We start from the raw sequence: 17,152 nt of genomic DNA on the forward strand, positions 1-17,152 counted from the left end.
AAATTAGCTCATTATATTATAAAAGTATTTGCGCAGAGTTTATAAATTTATTTAGACACTGGGGGACGTATGGCAAGAACTGTTAAAATTTGTGTGTGAAGATTAATCGATATGAAATGGCGTGTTATTAAAAATTATGAAAAAAAATAGTGCAATTAGTAAAACCTCTGAGATTTATGAGAGGTAATTTTTGAAGAATGTTCCGCGCAATCAACTTAAACATTTATTCTTTGCCGTGAGAAGAACAGATGTAAAAGTAATTAAGAAAAATAAGATGTTGGAGCAGGAAATCAATAATAAAAGCCACAAATCAAAAATAAAAAACAATCAGCCACTAATAGAAGCCGGCAATAAAGCCATAAGAAAGCTATAGTGGAATGATAGCTAAATCGTGACTAATTCAAATAACGAATAGAGAAGAAAGATAAAGTCAGAAAAAAGATAAGATAGGAAAAAAGATGAAGCCTATAGTGAAATCACAGGAAAGCTCTGTGAGATCTAAAAGGCCACATCAAACAATTTCGTGACATATATCAAGAATCTTTCTTGCAACTCCATCCCAGCTGTGATTCTCGACGACATATTTACGAGCCTGTTCCCCCATGGTATTGCATGTCTTTGGATCGGAAATTAGCTTCACCACAGCATTAGCGAGTTCTCCGGGGTTCTCAGGAGGTACTGAAATTCCGCCTCCTGAAAGATCGATCAGGTCTTTAACCCCTGGTATACTGCTCGCTACAATAGGTTTTCCACATGCAAGATATTCGTATGTTTTTAAGGCAGAAAGTCCTATCTTTGAGTTTCGTTCCATTATAAAAGGAGCAACGCAGACATCAGCTGCGTTAATGTATACAGGAACATTCTCATAGGGGACTCTTCCAGTAAAAGTGAATTTGTCCGAAAGCCCCATCTCTGAAGCAGTTTCCAGCAGTTTATCCCTCATGACCCCATCCCCCACTACAAGGAAATGAACATCAGGGAATTTTTCCAGGATAAAAGGAGAGGAATAGATTAGAAACTCAACTCCCTGCCAGGCTGCAAGGTGCCCTACAAAACATACATACTTCTTGGAATCATCAAGCTCGAGTCTGGCTCTTGCCTGCTTTTGATCCATGGGTTTGAAAATATCGGTATTTGCTCCGTTGTTAATTACAAGAACTTTTTCTGCAGGGACCGAGTATAGCCTCACAAGTTCATCTTTGAGCTTATCAGTCACGGAAACTATCCTGTCACAGTATCTGTAATTGAACCTCTCGGAACGGAGTGCCAGATAGGAAAAAACCCTGTATGCAAAGGATTTAGAATCAGGGCTTACCTTGAGTTCATCCATAACCAACCCATTAACCTCAACTATAGAAGAAATGCCAAAAAGTTTGCACAGGGCGATGGGGAAGAACGGAAAAGAGTTCTGACGGAGATAAAGAACGTCAGGCCTGTTTTTTATGCATGAATACAGAAGATAAAAGGATAGCATGAACTCGTAAGAAGGCTGTACAAGGTACTTATTATCTATCACAGGCACATACTTTATTCCGGAAAAGCCATGTTCTGCACCTTTCTGACCTGGCGCGAACAAAACTACATCCGTGTATTTTTTCAAATTTCTTAAGAGTTCGAGTATGTGTATATTCGAACCTGATTTTGTATTGAAAGAGCTGTAATAGACCAGGAAAATATTACTTACTTTTTTAAACATAATTGCCGGTATCTGAATAGCAAAAGTAGTTAATTAGTTTATCCCACGACTCCATTCATTAATTTTCATAGGTCTGGAAGAGTAGGTTCGGGATTTAAGTACAGAAAGAGAAATATACTGATTTTGCAGAGAGATATTTATAGGAGAAATTATCTCCTTTGTGTGTTTTTGAGGCATCCGAATCGAAAAAGGAAAAAGATTATGAGAGTACTGGAAGTATGTCAGGAGTTTCCTAATAGGTATTACCCTCAACTTGGAACGTTTATAAAGCAGAGCATAGATTCAATCGCAGACCAGGGAGTAGACGTGACGGTTATTTCTCCAAAAGCTTTCGTGCTTCCTTTTTCTGCATTTCCGTACCATAATTTTTCTAAACTGCCCAGGATTGAGCATACAGAAAAATATGACCTTCACTACCCGCGTTATATCTATGCCATTCCCAAAAAATATTTTTACCCCATAACCGGCATTTCATATGCCCATTTCATTTCCAGGTACGCCATAAAAAACATAAAACCAGAACCGGACCTGATTCATGCACATTTTTCATATCCTGATGGGTACGGAATGATGAGACTTGCAAAGAAATGGAAAGTTCCTCTGGTGATAAGTGCTCTTGGCACAATCGAAAGAAAGGTTGCCTATGAAGGGACCTATACTTCAAGGCAGATTATAGAAGCCATGAATTTTGCCGATAAAGTCCTTTCTGTCAGTGAAGACCTCAAGGCCCATATAGTGAATCTCGGGATAGACGAAAGTAAAGTACATGTGGTCCCTAACGGTGTTGATACGGAGATATTCAAGCCTGCAGGAAAAGAACAGGCAAGGGATATTTTAAACCTGCCTCAGGATAAGAATATTGTCCTGTTTATAGGTGCCCTGAGAAAAATAAAAGGCGTGGATTACCTTATTGAAGCTGCAAAAAGTTTTGTGGATACAAAGACGGACCTCTATATGGTAGGCAGGGACGACGGGCTTAGAAAAGGTCTGGAAAAAAGAGCAGAAGAGCTCAAAATTGCCGGCTCCATTAAATTTACGGGACCTGTAAACCATGAGGATATTCCCCTCTGGATTTCAGCATCAGATATGCTGGTACTGCCTTCTCTCTCAGAGGGAAGGCCAAATGTCGTGCTTGAAGCTCTTTCCTGTGAAGTCCCTGTCGTGGCAACTGATGTTGGAGGGATTCCGGAACTGATGGTTGATGGGGAAACAGGCTATCTGGTTCCTGCAAAAAACCCTGCCGACCTGTCAGAAAAAATAAATCGGCTGCTTGAAAACGAAAGCCGAAGGGAAAAGATGGGAAAACTCGGGCGTAAAAGCATAATTCAACGGGGACTTACCTGGGAAGCCCATGCAAAGAAGACCGTAGATATATACTCAGAGCTTCTATCAAATCCCTCAAAATAAACCTATAGTAAAAAAAGAAGAGGATTCTGCTTCACCAGAACTCTGCTTCATCGAGAAATTCTGCTCACAGGTCAGAGAGAACTTGGTATGCTCTTTTGACCCACCTGAGTTTGATATAATTTTTTGGCTCACCGGAATTATGCCCAGGATATTTTGGCCAGATCTCCTGAAAATCTCAGGCTACTTTTACACAGGCTACTTTTACAGTCTTTCAGATAATTTAGAACTTTCGTGTTTTCCATAAAAAAGCATAAGTACAGGCATTTAAATGCCTGTAAATGTGCTGTTAAGGTTAGAACTTCTGATAGGTTTGCTTAACGCCGGACCGGGAGCAAAGATATCCGTTGCTGGGTTTGAGTATATTTTATTTGCTTGTGTAAGATTGTCCTCAAGATCAATTACATTTTCGGGAGTGTTCCCGTAGAAGTAATTGGAAGTTTCCTTAGTGCTGCTTTCATCGCTGCCGAAGTATAAACCGCTCCTGAGAAACTCTTGAGTCCTGAATACTACATAGCCCCTGTAACTGGATAATTCACTTACATTATCGATTCGGTAGTTATTGTAAATTGAGATGTTCATACCCGAAGAATCCTCAGGAATCGACGGGAGATAAAAGAACCTTGTAGTATAGTAATCGGAATAAACGGCAGAACCCTCCGGAATGTACTTATAAACATGTTCAAAACCACTCAGTTCATTATCAGTGAAATATTCATGCTTTGAACTCTGTCCAAGCATGTTCGCGTCCGAGATGCTGAAGACTGAAGAGATGAAAACAAAAGTTGAGAACAGCAGAACTATAAAGACCACTGTATTGAACTTTTTAGGCCCATATTTATCCATATAGTTCCAGAATACATAAATTCCATATCCCATTGCGAAAGCCATAAAGGGGCTAACGAAAAGCATAAACCGATCAACCCTGAACAGAACCTTAAACTGCCAGATAGTATTGAGAGGGTTTGGAACATAGAAAATAAGGGTTAACAGGGCAAATAACCCGAAAACTGAAGCATAGTTTTTCCTGTAGTTTTTCAGAAGAAAGCCTATTCCTATAAGGGCAAAAAATAAAAAGACGGATTTATCCAGGAGCCCAAACAGACTGATAAAGCCCTCTTCAAGTACGTCAGAGCCCCCAGAAGTTAAAACTATAGAGTCCCAGAAATGGCTCTGTAAACGGGGAGTCAGGCTTCTCTGCATGAACAGATAAGCTATAAAGAACCAGTAAGCAGTATAAGTAACATTTAGAAGTAAAAAGAAAGGCTTGCTTACATAGTTGCCAGCCCCTACAATATACTCTGAAGCAAAGAGAATGACGAGTAATAAAACGAACTGGAGTATGGAAACGTTATGTACCAGAGTCAAAAAAACCAGAACAATTACTGAAAGAGCTTTAAAAGAGAATTTATCCTCTTTGAAGTTGACACTGTAAACCAGATATAGCAGTATAATAAACGCTACGTATGACATTGTGCGTGTAATCACGTTTGCGCCGTAATACAGTACAATATAACTTGCGGAATAAAGCAGGCAGGAGAGGAGGGAGATTTGCCTGTTGTGGGTAATATGATTAAAGAGATAGTAAAGAAAAACTACGGTTACTGCATAAATTGGCGCTGTAATCAGGAAAAGTGAGGTTTTTGTGCTGAGGTTCAAAATTTCGGAGGCTTCTGCAACAAGTATATGGTACAGGGGGAAAAATGCATAGTCACTTAAGGAAGTGGAAATGGTTTGTCCCGTTACTGCAGTGAGTTCCGAAAGAAAAATGTGAGGCAGAATGTCAGTGGTCCCGAAGTAGAAATCATAATTTAAGGTAACGCTGTAAGTAAGGTTTACCATGATTAAAAAAGATTCCAGAAGGACAAGGGACGGCCTTACCTCTTTAGAGAATATTTGCAGGAAAACCGAAAGGTACATCACAAGAATAAATACGAAATAGTACCCTGGTCTGGTCCCCTGAGATAGTAGAAGCACAGCTATTGAGCCAATATAAAATATGCTAAACACATATGTAAGGGACTTTATGTTTATCGACGGGAAACTGTCTATATCATGCAGACTTACATCTTTTTTGTAAATGTACAATATAAAGAGGCAGGAAAGTACTGCAGGGATTCCTGTAAACAATCCACGAATTGCATAACCTGGCTTTCCGGTTGCAAACATCCATACGAAAGTGAATATAACTGCGAGAATTATTGCTAGTGGGAACAGGAAGGAAATTACCTTCATTAAACGGTTATTATCCATGTACTTGAGTCCCGTCTCTTCGCTCAATCCAAACATACTATCTCCATAACCTTAAGCGATCACAACTTTATATATTGAGTTTGAAATAAAGAATTCAAAATTGAATCCGAACAGGATTCAGGGTTGAACCTGAAATAAAAGGTTCGGATTTTTTGTTCGAAGCCAATAGGATTTACAGTGAGGTCTATATTGGTTAAGAATTTTTTGCTCCAATATCCTTCAAGCCGGGGTTAATTTATCCAACCATTTTATACATTTGCGTACCGGCAACTATGGTTACATTAACCGGAGAAATTCTTAAACATTAAATATCCGAAAGAGACCTGTCTTTTGAAAGGAGAAGGGAATTTGCAAAACTGTACAAAAAACCCAGCCCATAAGCAACGTGCTGCACAGGAATCACAAACAGGGTAAGGATGCCATATTTTGATTTCATCTTATATATTACCTGAATTGAGGTAACAAAAACCAGAACGAAATATAAGGTCATCAGTATTAGCAGAACTGCTATCGGCACTGTATATACAAGAGAAACAATAAACGAAAGAACCGCAAAAGCTATGGCAATTGAAGGCAAAAAAGCATACCAGCGGACAAATTCTCCGTGTTTTTTGAAAAGCTCGGCCATCCACATGCCATACTTGAACATTCGTATGGAAAAGGACTTGAGAGTTCCTCTTCTGTGATGAAGCACTTTTGCTTCTGGAATATACAGGAATTTATGACCTATTTTGTTTATTCTGTAATTAAGGTCCCCGTCCTGGCCCACTACAAACCGCTCATCAAAATACCCGGCTTCCTTAATGGAATTTTTTTTATACATAGCATTACAGTTAGGAAGGGAACTGACATAATGTTTCTTTGTTGAATTTTTGGACTGGGCAGAACCTCCGGAGCCTAGAAATGTTTCCTGAGCATACCCTACAACTCTGCCAAAAATAGGGTCAGTATCAAATATTAAGTTAGGTCCACCAACACATGCTACATCTTCAGAGGCATTTTTCATTTCACTAACAAGTGTTTTCAACCACCCGGGATCTACCTTGCAGTCTCCGTCCGTAAATGCGACAAGATCTCCCCGAGCGTTTTCCACTCCAAGGTTCCTTGCTGCTGCAACATTTTTTCGTTCATTAAGAAGGAGCCTGACAGGGTATTTCTGTACGAGCTCCCGAGTTTTATCAGTGGACATTCCGTCGACGATAATAACCTCATAAGAATCCTGAGGGTAATCAAGATGAAGAAGCGCTTCAATGCATTCTTCAATGAATTTTTCTTCGTTGCGAATACCTATTACAACCGAAACAAAAGGATATTCCATAAAATGACCCCGTTTTTAACCTTTATTGTTTTCGAATCTGTTCATTTAGAAATATCATTCGTGAAATGGCGTGCAGTATGATTCCTGTAAATATCATAAAAGCCCCTATAATTGTCAGCATTACCATCAGGAGCGTTGGCCCGAAACGCAGGTATCCACCCAGAATGTAATCCTGTAAAAACTTAAGTCCCATAAGAAAACCGGTAGAGGCCATAATCAGGCCCGGAACGGCAAAATAGTACAGGGGGCGCCTGTACTCCATATCTTTTAGAATCTGAAACAGGACCCGGGGGCCATGTATGAAAGGATGCTCACTGGAACAATCCTCAAGATCATACCTGCAGTGAATTTCGACTTCAGTAAATTTCAGTTTATGGTCTCTTGCCTGAATAAGAATTTCAGAGCCGGCAGACATATCAGTGCCGTTAAGGTTTATATTATCAATAGCTTTTCTGCCATATGCCCGGAAACCACTCTGGGAATCAGTGACATTGAGACCACCTGCTATGTAAGTTGCAATATCAAGAACTTTCATTCCAAACTTACGGTAAATAGGGACATTTTTTCCGTTGCCGTTGACGAACCTTGAGCCAATCACAAGGTCAAATCCCTGTTTTAAGGGCTCAAGAAGCCGGGGAATTTCGGAAGGATCGTGCTGGCCATCGGAATCGATTATGACCATAGCACCTGCGCCGAGGTTGCGGGCGGTTTCAAAACAGTTTCGAAGGGCTGCTCCGTATCCTCTGTTTATTTCATGGCGGACTACGTAGGCACCAAGGGATTCAGCGATATCAACAGTATTGTCCGTACTCCCATCGTCCACGACCACCACCCAGTCTACGTATTTTTTGCAGCCTTTGATAACATCTGCAATGGAATGGGCTTCGTTATACGCAGGCATGGCTGCAATAGTAATGGTCATGTGCTATCATCTACCTCTTTGATGAAAAAACTCAAGAATATTTATAAAGCGCCTTTCTATAGAGAAATCGGCGAGAATTTCAAATACATTGAATATATTTTTCAGAGTCATCGCTTCACAAACTTTAAAGGGTTTCTAAGGATCATCTGTAACCAGATCTACAGCGCATCATTTGGGGGATTGTTGTGCTCCTTTTAGGGAAAGGAAAGATGCCCTGCAAGCGAGTCATAGTTCGGAATAAGACGTGTATTTGTTTAAAGATATGAGCTATATAAATATTGGGACCCAAAAAATAATTAAGCAGTCCGCCCGATAACGAAAAAGAAATAAGCTTAATTGGAAATCCCGTTCGCCAGAAAAGGAGCTTAAAGCGCTCCGATATAAATCTTACTTAGTATCAATATGGGAATAAAAATTTATACATATATAGGAATCAAGAGGTTTTTTGCAATACGCGATAACATAAAAAAATAATAGACTTATTATGGAAATGTTTTCAAAAAAATCCCGAGAATTGAGTTGAGAAGTAAAAAGTAGTAGTAATATAAAGAAAAATGAATATATTGTTATAACGTCGGGCATGAGAAGGGAAAGAGTTTATACAAAAAAGTAATTTGAATAGATCGAGTTAAAACTATTATTGAAAAAAAGAGATGATTTAGGAACATAAGCTTTACTGAATAGAAAAAAAGGCTCAGGAATTGAAACTCAGACCAATCTCCAAATTCTGAAATATTTATAAGATCACTATATGGACGGTTACTTGCGCCCTGGGCCCATACTCTTGATGATTATGTTGACAATCAAACGACTTTTATGATATATAGGAATGTTTACAGGAAATACTGCATGCTGTGATGAGACTAATCTTCCCAATCGACATGAATAATATTGGCTCTTCACTATTTGTGGATAATTTAGAGTAAACTTCTAAACATAGTACAACACATATAATGTTTGAATACATTTTTGTTTGGAAAAACATATTCAAGATCAATGTGTATCATTTGGGGCGGTCACTTTTCAACCGGGTAATTATTATCAACCCGCACAAAACACCGAAAAGCCATCAATTTAAAGTAAGTTTAATATTTCCACAACTTCATTACAGAGGCGTACTTGATGAAAGCACTGGTTACTGGTTGCGCTGGGTTTATAGGATCTCACTTGACTGAAAGATTATTGAAAGAAGGATATGAGGTAGTAGGTGTTGACTGTTTTACCGCTTACTACTCTAAAAATATCAAAGATAATAATCTGTATACAGCTTTGAACCATGATAATTTTGAGTTTATAAATAAAGATTTGCTCTCTATTGACAAATACCCTGATGTAGATTATGTTTTCCATCAGGCCGCACAGGCCGGTGTCAGGGCATCATGGGGAAAATATTTTGATACTTATCTTGAATACAACATCAGATTGACTCAAAAACTGCTCGAATATTATAAGGACAGTAATATTAAAAAATTTGTGTATGCTTCTTCTTCATCTGTATATGGAAATACTGATGAGCTACCGATGAATGAAAAATCTTTATTAAATCCAGTCTCTCCTTACGGTGTTACTAAATTGGCAGCTGAGCATTTATGCTCGTTATATTGCACAAATTACAGCATGCCAACTATTTCTTTGAGATATTTTACCGTTTTTGGTCCGAGACAAAGGCCCGATATGGCGATTTTCAAATTTGTTAGTAAGATACTTAATGATGAGGAAATAACGGTTTATGGGAATGGATCTCAAACCCGAGATTTTACTTATGTTGATGATATAGTTGAAGCAAATTTTCTGGCAGCAACAAGTGATGTTGTAGGAGAAGTGGTGAATATCGGTGGCGGGAACAATATTACTGTCAATGATTTGATAAAACAAATAGAGTTAACCGTCGGAAAACAGGCAAAAATAAAGTATATAGATACTCAGAAAGGCGATGTCAAGAATACTAAGTCTAATGTAACAAAAGCAAGAAAGTTGCTTAATTGGAAAGCGGAAACAAACATTGTTGAAGGATTAGATAAATTTATCGAATGGTTTAGAGAAAACGAATATCTCTACAAATGATTAGATCTATGAATCCGGAGAGTTCTATACTAATCAGGATTTGGTTTTCATAATTATATAGGGTTATCGCTTTATTTTTTGAGGCAAAAAATTATAGATTTTAAAGCTGAGTGAATATAACTCCTTAAAAGAATTCCGAATATCTGCAATGAGATGAAATTACAGGGTAATCGAAAGTAATCTAAAAAAATTATAAAATGGTTGATTCCTCTATGAAAAAAGATCTCGTTAGTGTTGTAATGTCTGCTTATAATTCGGAAAAATTTATTTCGGACTCAATTTCCAGTATATTAAATCAAACTTATGATGATTGGGAACTTGTGATTATAAATGACGCTTCTTCGGATAATACTTTAGAAATAATTAATCAATTTTCAGAAAAGGACCTTCGGATCAAAGTAATTGACAATGAAAAGAATATTGGTTTGACGATTTCTCTTAACGTTGGTATTAAAAATTCCAATGGAGAGTTTGTTGCAAGATTGGACTCGGATGATCTTGCAGAACCCTCAAGGCTGGAGAAACAGATTAATTACTTACATAATCACCCCGATGTTGGATTAGTCGGATCTGGAGCTTATTTAATAAACAGTTTCGGGAATAAAATTGGCTTTATGAATGTAATGTCACAACCGGATTTTGTGAATAAATTTATGAATAATCTTAATCCTTTTATTCATAGCTCTATAATGGTCAGAAGGAAAGCTTTAGATGATGTGGGATCTTATAGAGAAAAATTTCGATATTCACAGGATTATGATCTGATTTTGAGACTTAGTGACAAGTACAAATTGTCTAACATCGCACAACCTCTTATTAGATGGAGAGTTTCTGATAACAGTTTAACTATGCAACATCATACTTTACAGAGAATATATGCAGATATTGCCAGAGAATTTGCAATAGAAAGAAGAAATTATAGTCATGATAGTTATGAATCAATTGAGTTTAATAACTTAATTGATGAAATGAAAATAAAGAACCAGGGCCGATATTTGTGTGACCGTGGTGTTTATGATCTTTTGTTTAATAGAAAATATAAAGATGGATGTGCAGAATTACTAAAAGGGATCTCAAAAGGTGGATTCCCGTATAATTCATATTATAGAGGGATTACGCAAATAATATCCAAAATAAGTGTAACTACCCAGCGCAGGAAAAAACAGCATCAATAAGCAGCTTCTTAAATACAAAATAAGCAAACCAAGCTGACTCCATTTTAGTTAATTGTTGGCTATTGATTATGTTTTTCAGTTTTAACAGAGGTAGTATGTTCAGGTATCCGAGATCGCAAAATCAACATCATTAGGATGATTTTGGGTACGTTGAATAGATACAAAATAAGTATATTATGATCATCTTTCGAGTAAGATTGTTTTATTTATCTTCTATCGGATCAAATATGTCTCATTTTTATTTAATTGTAGTAGGACTAAAATTATGAAAATCTGCATGTATACTTCTGAGTTCCCGCCAGATGTAGGTGGTATCAGCACTTATGTTTATAATTTGTCAAAACGACTTGTAGAAAGAGGACACGACGTTACAGTTATTACGAGAGGAACCTGGAGAAAAACATATTGTGAAGAGATAGAGGGGGTTTCTGTTTATAGGGTTAGATTTGTCCCGTTTTTTCCATCTCCGTTCAAAATTCATCAATTGTATATCAATAAATTGCTCAAATCTTTGAAGTTTAATTTTGATTTAATTCATTTGCATGGTACACTTATACCAGTAAAACCAGTTTTCAATAATTCGTGGAATGTTATATTCACTTCACACGGTGCTTCTAAAAAAAAATTGGACCATATGGAAACAAAAACGTTGCATTTTTTTATTGTAAAACTATTACGCAAACGTCTATTTAAAATCGAACAAGAAATTGTTGAGAAAAGTGATGTACTGACAGCTGTATCTAATTCCTGTGCTGATGATTTAAGAATATATCACCCACTAAAAAAAGAAATAACTATAGTTCATAATGGAGTTGATACTAATTTCTTTAGACCCTCTGAAAACAGATCAAATTTAAGGTACGTATTATATACTGGCCGGTTTGAAGTGTTTAAAGGATTATCAGATTTAATCGAATGTTCAAGCATTGTATGCAAAAAATATCCTGATGTGAAATTTATTTTGGTAGGATCCGGAACTATATTAGATAATTTAAAAAAGCAGGTGAATAAACTTAAATTGGAAGATAATTTTGTATTTACGGGTTCTCTAAGTAAATCACAGATTATCGAATATTATCAAAATGCAACTATTTTTGTATTGCCTTCTTATAGAGAAGGATTCCCAACGAGTTTAATGGAAGCTATGTCATGTGGTATTCCTTCAATTGCAACAAACGTTGAAGGAAGTTTCGAATTAATAAAGGAGAGTGAAAATGGTTTATTGGTGCCCCCAAAGAATCCCGAAAAACTAGCTGAATCAATAATATATCTGTTAGAGAATGAAGAGTTCAGATACAGAATTGGGCACAGTGCCAGGGACCATATTGTAAAAAATTATGATTGGGAAACAATTACAGATGGGTTTGAAAAACTATATGACCAACTGTTCCATTAAGATGAATGATTTACCTATCTTTTCGTTAGTAAATAGTCAAAAGTTTTTCGGATTCGTAATGTTATGGTGCAGAAACAATAAGTGAGAAAATATTAATATAAACTACAACGCCTCCATATATTTATTGGGAGTTACGATTCATGAAATTATTTATTATTTATGGAAGGCAATTGGATTTGTTTAATGGATCCAATGTCCATGCAATTGAAGTATTTAACAATCTTCAAAATCTAGGTGTTGACGTGTTTCTCTTTTCTAAAAGTTCAGAAAATGGAAACTTTAAGAACTCTAATATCATAGAAGTCCCCTCTACTCATTTCCAGTTCCCATTTGCTAATTATTTAAATATATTCATATATCAACTAGCTCTTTTTTCGTATCTTAGTTATTATTCGATCAAAATAAAACCTGATTTATTTTATACAAGATTGGCTGGAAACAGTATCTCTTCTTCTATTGTATCGTCTCTGTTAAAAATTACTCAAGTTGGAGAAGTTAATGGTCTTACAATTGATGAAATGATTATTCAAGGTTCATCAAAACTGAATATTAAGATTGCAAGGTTAATAGAAAATATAAATTTTAATGGATGTAGTAAATTAGTTGCTGTAACGAGTGGAGTAAAAAAAGGACTTATGGATCTATATTCCATTCCTGAATCCAAAATTGTTGTAATTAATAATGGTGCTAACACGGATTTATTTACCCCAATGGAGAAAAATAAAGTAAAATGGGAATTAAATTTGGATACTTCATTATACTATGTCTGTTTTGTTGGGAATTTGGTCTCCTGGCAAGGTGTTGAATATCTAATCAAAGCAGCTCCATTAATCCTAAAAGAATATGCTGATGTCCGTTTTATGGTTGTTGGAGACGGCATTATGAAAAAAGAATGGATGCAACTAGCAGATAATCTGGGTTTATCGGAGAAGTTTTTTTTTACTGGAAGAATCTCATACGAAAAGGTACCCATGTACATTAATGCATCGGATATCTGTGTTGCCCCATTTATTCGTGAACGAAATTCGAAAATCGGTTTATCAGCGTTAAAAACATATGAATACCTTGCCTGCGGGAAACCCCTTGTAGCAAGTGGCATTCCAGGGGTAAAAGACTTAATCGAGGTTTCTGGCGGGGGAATTTCAGTAACACCCGAGGACCCTGAAGAACTTGCAGCTGCTGTGATAAAATTACTTCCCGATGAAAATGCAAGGAGCTTGATGGGTGATAAGGGTTGTAGATATGTTGTTGAAAATCACAGCTGGCATAGTGTTGCAAGAAAAGTACTGGCTGTTTGTAATGATGTGATTAAAAGTAATTAATTATGGGGGATATACATTGAAATTCTGTCTATTGTCGGAACGTGTCTCAATTTATTATCTACACGACTCAATCACAAAATCTAGCACCAGACTGAATAAAATATTTCACTTGTGACTCTTTAAATATATTTAAAGATTTGCATACACTTTTTTATAATATAAAGGCTAATTTACAATGAGAACAATTGAAATTTAGTAATATGTTTTGGCTAAATTAATTTTGATTGTTTGTATAGAAGGGGGGAATTGACTTACAGATGAGACGTTGTCTGGCAAAAGAGAATCATATTCGTTTGCCAGTATGCACCTCACAAACACATTTGCCTCTGGGCTGAAAATTATCACCAGAGCTCTTTGTAAATTCACTAAGGTTAGGGAGTGGATAATATTTGCAAAACCTCACTAAGTGGACCAATTGCAGAGGAAATAAATTAAACGAGTGTTTAATCAACATTTCCATTTTTTACAGTATGTTTGCCCATGAAAAAACTGACTCTTTGCACCCGGAAGTCGGGAAAAAATTTGATTCCGGTCGGCCTAAAATAACAGCGATGTTGAATCGAAAATTTGTAATCTTTTTCCTAATAGGCTGTCTTGTCCTTGCTAGTGTTCCTACTGCTTTATGCAAGACTCCCACGCCTCCTATTGTTTACGTTGCGGGGGACGGCAGCGGGGACTTCAACTGTGATGGAAAAGCCGATGATGTACAGATAAATCAGGCCCTTAAATTCGTGGCAGAGAATCCCGACTACGCCACCGTTTATCTTAAAGGTCCTTTTACCTATACCATAGAGAATACCATTTACATTCAAAGTAGTAACACGGTTCTTGAAGGTGATTCAGACGCGGTTGTCAAATTAGTTGACCATGCAGGATGGACTAATTCTCCTATGATACCCTTAATTGGCAGCAAGGGTCCTGTAACCAATCTTACTGTAAGAGGATTTGAAATAAATGTGAACTATCCCGGAAACACCGAAACTCCAAAAGGAAAAGGATATTACAACTGTATATATTTTGGTCGAGTAAAAAACATAACAGTTTGTAATATGTATATGCATGATGGACATGGGGATGGGCTGCGAGCATACTACTGTGAAAATATCCGATTCTATAACAACACAATCTCTCTGCTTGGACACGACGGGCTTTATGCTATTGAATCTAATAATGTAGAGGCATGGAATAACAAAATCACATGTCGGATAAATAGCGCTCTCCGGGTCTGGAACTCGGATAACGTAAAATTCCACGACAACTTTATTGATTCTTATCCGGATGCGGGTCCAGGTATTCAGGTTCAGAGATCCACCGGTAATATGGGTGTAGAAATCTATGATAATTTAATTACAAATACCTACGGACCAGGTATCTGGGTTATCGGGACCGCCGGAGCATATGATAAAAGATTATCAAGTTGCTATATCCACAACAACATTTTCAATGGCAGTGGCACAAATAAGAATATTCAATGGGTTGGGGGGGTTTTAGGCAGTGGTTTTCATAATGTCCTGATCGAAAATAACGTCTTTGACGGAGTTCATAACGCTGCAGTCGTGAACATGTACATGACTGATACTAATGCGGGACCCTCAGGAACTGGATTCACGACAACAGTCCGAAATAATATAATTACTAATACTGTCCCCAGAACCACAAAAGGAACCGGTACTGGATACGGAGTTTTAAACTGTCTTACCAGCTCCCACAAAATTGTGCTGGAAAATAACTGTCTCTACAGCAACACAGCCGGGAACTATAAAAATGTTAACTCAGCAACAGATATCTATGTAGATCCTCTTTTCGTGAATAGTAACAGTGGGGATTACCATCTCAAATCAGTAGCAGGTCGCTGGAATGGGGAAACCTGGGTAAAAGATAGCACAAGTTCTCCATGCATTGATGCTGGATCTGCTTCCTCTGATTACTCAAATGAGCCTGATGACAACGGAGGCAGGATCAACATAGGGGCATTCGGGAACACAAAGTATGCTTCAAAATCAGGAACACCAATAGTAGATAATCAGGCCCCTGTGATAAATTCCATCCCGGATGTTACTGTTGAAGCTGGAAAAAGCCTTACCTTTACAGTAAGCGCTTCGGATGCAGACGGAGACAGTCTCGCATACTCTGCTTCAGGCATTCCCACAGGTGCTACTTTTGACAGCAAATCGGGGGTTTTTAGCTGGACTCCGGTTGCCGGACAGGAGGGGACATACAGCTTAACCTTTGAGGTAAGCGATGGAAAACTGACAGATTCGGCTACAGCAGCTATAAGCGTTGTCAAACAGGAAAACTCCTCGTCCACAGCAGAAGAGGTCTACAACAACCGTCTGCGCGAAGCGTCTCCTAACACAGTCTATAAGAGTTCGTCCTTTATTGACATAGGCGGGATGAGTACTGGCAGATACAGGGATGCAATGTGGTTTGACCTGAGCGAGTACACAGGTTCTACCGAAGTTAGTAATGCGGCTCTTTCTCTCTTCTGGTATTATCCGGCAGGAAACTCAAGACCAGCAGATACTGTAATTGAGGTTTACAGGCCTGCTGATTCATGGAATCCTGACTATGTGAGCTGGAATAAGAGAAACATTGGTATTGCATGGAAAAATCCAGGAGGAGACTGGTACGATAAAAACGGTGTTTTGCAGGGAAGCATGCCCTATGCAACAATGACTATTAAGGGCAGTACCCTGCCTGACAACAGGTACTATGAGCTGGATGTAACCGACCTCGTAAAAGAGTACACCAGTGGAAAGTACGAAAATACCGGGTTTCTGATAAAAGCAAAAACTGAAAGCAACAATTATATCGCATTCTACAGCAGTGACTGCGGAATTGAAAGTAAGGAGCCAGAGCTTAACATAACACAGAAAGCACCTGTAGTGACCGAACCTGTAGTGACTGTAAATGTAACTGTTACTGGTGCAACGGATAACCGCATGCGTGAGGCTGCCCCTGAAACCGTTTTCCAGGAAACTTCCTTTATCGATGTTGGTGGACTGAGTACTGGCAGGTATAGGGATGCAATGTGGTTTAACCTGAGCGAGTACACAGGTTCTACCGAAGTTAGTAATGCGGCTCTTTCTCTCTTCTGGTATTATCCGGCAGGAAACTCAAGACCAGCAGATACTGTGATTGAGGTTTACAGGCCTGCTGATTCATGGAATCCTGACTATGTGAGCTGGAATAAGAGAAACATTGGTATTGCATGGAAAAATCCAGGAGGAGACTGGTACGATAAAAACGGTGTTTTGCAGGGCAGTACTCCATATGCCACAATGACTATTAAGGGCAGTACCCTGCCTGACAACAGATACTATGAACTGAACGTAACCGAGCTCGTAAAAGAGTACACCAGTGGAAAATATGAGAATACCGGTTTTTTGATAAAAGCAAAAACTGAAAGCAACAATTATATTGCATTCTACAGCAGTGACTGCGGAATTGAAAGTAAGGAGCCAGAGCTTAACATAACAAAGAAAGCACCTGCAGTGACTGAACCTGTAGTGACTGTAAATGTAACTGTTACTGGCGCAACGGATAACCGCCTGCGTGAAGCTTCTTCTAATACAGTCTATAAGAGTTCATCCTATATTGAC

The 17,152-nt window shown here is 37.9% G+C and carries 10 protein-coding genes; 6 read left to right on the plus strand and 4 right to left on the minus strand.

The window, feature by feature from the left end; genetic code table 11:
- Window positions 1-511: 511 nt before the first annotated feature.
- Complete coding sequence (locus tag EO93_RS07490) at window positions 512-1,696, minus strand: glycosyltransferase family 4 protein (protein ID WP_048161802.1); 1,185 nt, start codon at window positions 1,694-1,696, stop codon at window positions 512-514.
- A 201-nt stretch (window positions 1,697-1,897) separates the two neighbouring features.
- On the opposite strand from EO93_RS07490, the gene EO93_RS07495 reads away from it, so the two are divergent.
- Window positions 1,898-3,103: a glycosyltransferase gene (locus tag EO93_RS07495; RefSeq protein ID WP_048161804.1), complete on the plus strand. Its 1,206-nt coding sequence runs from the start codon at window positions 1,898-1,900 to the stop codon at window positions 3,101-3,103.
- Between the two features lie 264 nt (window positions 3,104-3,367).
- On the opposite strand, the gene EO93_RS07500 is transcribed toward EO93_RS07495, so the two are convergent.
- The 3 genes from EO93_RS07500 to EO93_RS07510 form a co-directional block, all read right to left on the minus strand.
- A complete protein-coding gene (locus tag EO93_RS07500) occupies window positions 3,368-5,389 on the minus strand; it encodes a hypothetical protein (protein WP_048132360.1) in 2,022 nt (673 codons plus the stop codon).
- Window positions 5,390-5,657: 268 nt separating this feature from the next.
- Window positions 5,658-6,671: a glycosyltransferase family 2 protein gene (locus EO93_RS07505; protein WP_048161805.1), complete on the minus strand. Its 1,014-nt coding sequence runs from the start codon at window positions 6,669-6,671 to the stop codon at window positions 5,658-5,660.
- Window positions 6,672-6,693: 22 nt separating this feature from the next.
- Window positions 6,694-7,593 (minus strand): glycosyltransferase family 2 protein, encoded by a 900-nt coding sequence (locus EO93_RS07510; RefSeq protein ID WP_048143955.1) that lies wholly within the window; start codon window positions 7,591-7,593, stop codon window positions 6,694-6,696.
- A gap of 1,122 nt (window positions 7,594-8,715) precedes the next feature.
- On the opposite strand from EO93_RS07510, the gene EO93_RS07515 reads away from it, so the two are divergent.
- The 5 genes from EO93_RS07515 to EO93_RS07535 all read left to right on the plus strand — a co-directional run.
- On the plus strand, window positions 8,716-9,657 hold the full coding sequence (locus tag EO93_RS07515; RefSeq protein ID WP_048161807.1) for an NAD-dependent epimerase/dehydratase family protein: 942 nt from the start codon (window positions 8,716-8,718) through the stop codon (window positions 9,655-9,657).
- 197 nt (window positions 9,658-9,854) lie between these two features.
- Window positions 9,855-10,832 (plus strand): glycosyltransferase, encoded by a 978-nt coding sequence (locus EO93_RS07520; protein ID WP_235284146.1) that lies wholly within the window; start codon window positions 9,855-9,857, stop codon window positions 10,830-10,832.
- 265 nt (window positions 10,833-11,097) lie between these two features.
- On the plus strand, window positions 11,098-12,228 hold the full coding sequence (locus EO93_RS07525; protein WP_048161810.1) for a glycosyltransferase family 4 protein: 1,131 nt from the start codon (window positions 11,098-11,100) through the stop codon (window positions 12,226-12,228).
- A gap of 140 nt (window positions 12,229-12,368) precedes the next feature.
- Window positions 12,369-13,550, plus strand: coding sequence for a glycosyltransferase family 4 protein (locus EO93_RS07530; RefSeq protein ID WP_048161813.1), 1,182 nt, complete (start codon window positions 12,369-12,371; stop codon window positions 13,548-13,550).
- A gap of 551 nt (window positions 13,551-14,101) precedes the next feature.
- Window positions 14,102-17,152, plus strand: a 3,051-nt coding sequence (locus EO93_RS07535) for a disaggregatase related repeat-containing protein (RefSeq protein WP_048161821.1), incomplete at its 3' end; no start/stop codon positions are given.

It is taken from the genome of Methanosarcina sp. 1.H.A.2.2, assembly GCF_000979975.1.
Taxonomy (GTDB): domain Archaea; phylum Halobacteriota; class Methanosarcinia; order Methanosarcinales; family Methanosarcinaceae; genus Methanosarcina.

What these genes read in the sequence shown, in the direction of transcription:
- EO93_RS07490 (WP_048161802.1), bottom strand. Translation starts at nt 1,696, where the DNA reads ATGTTTAAAAAAGTAAGTAATATTTTCCTGGTCTATTACAGCTCTTTC.
- EO93_RS07495 (WP_048161804.1), top strand. Translation starts at nt 1,898, where the DNA reads ATGAGAGTACTGGAAGTATGTCAGGAGTTTCCTAATAGGTATTACCCT.
- EO93_RS07500 (WP_048132360.1), bottom strand. Translation starts at nt 5,389, where the DNA reads ATGTTTGGATTGAGCGAAGAGACGGGACTCAAGTACATGGATAATAAC.
- EO93_RS07505 (WP_048161805.1), bottom strand. Translation starts at nt 6,671, where the DNA reads ATGGAATATCCTTTTGTTTCGGTTGTAATAGGTATTCGCAACGAAGAA.
- EO93_RS07510 (WP_048143955.1), bottom strand. Translation starts at nt 7,593, where the DNA reads ATGACCATTACTATTGCAGCCATGCCTGCGTATAACGAAGCCCATTCC.
- EO93_RS07515 (WP_048161807.1), top strand. Translation starts at nt 8,716, where the DNA reads ATGAAAGCACTGGTTACTGGTTGCGCTGGGTTTATAGGATCTCACTTG.
- EO93_RS07520 (WP_235284146.1), top strand. Translation starts at nt 9,855, where the DNA reads ATGGTTGATTCCTCTATGAAAAAAGATCTCGTTAGTGTTGTAATGTCT.
- EO93_RS07525 (WP_048161810.1), top strand. Translation starts at nt 11,098, where the DNA reads ATGAAAATCTGCATGTATACTTCTGAGTTCCCGCCAGATGTAGGTGGT.
- EO93_RS07530 (WP_048161813.1), top strand. Translation starts at nt 12,369, where the DNA reads ATGAAATTATTTATTATTTATGGAAGGCAATTGGATTTGTTTAATGGA.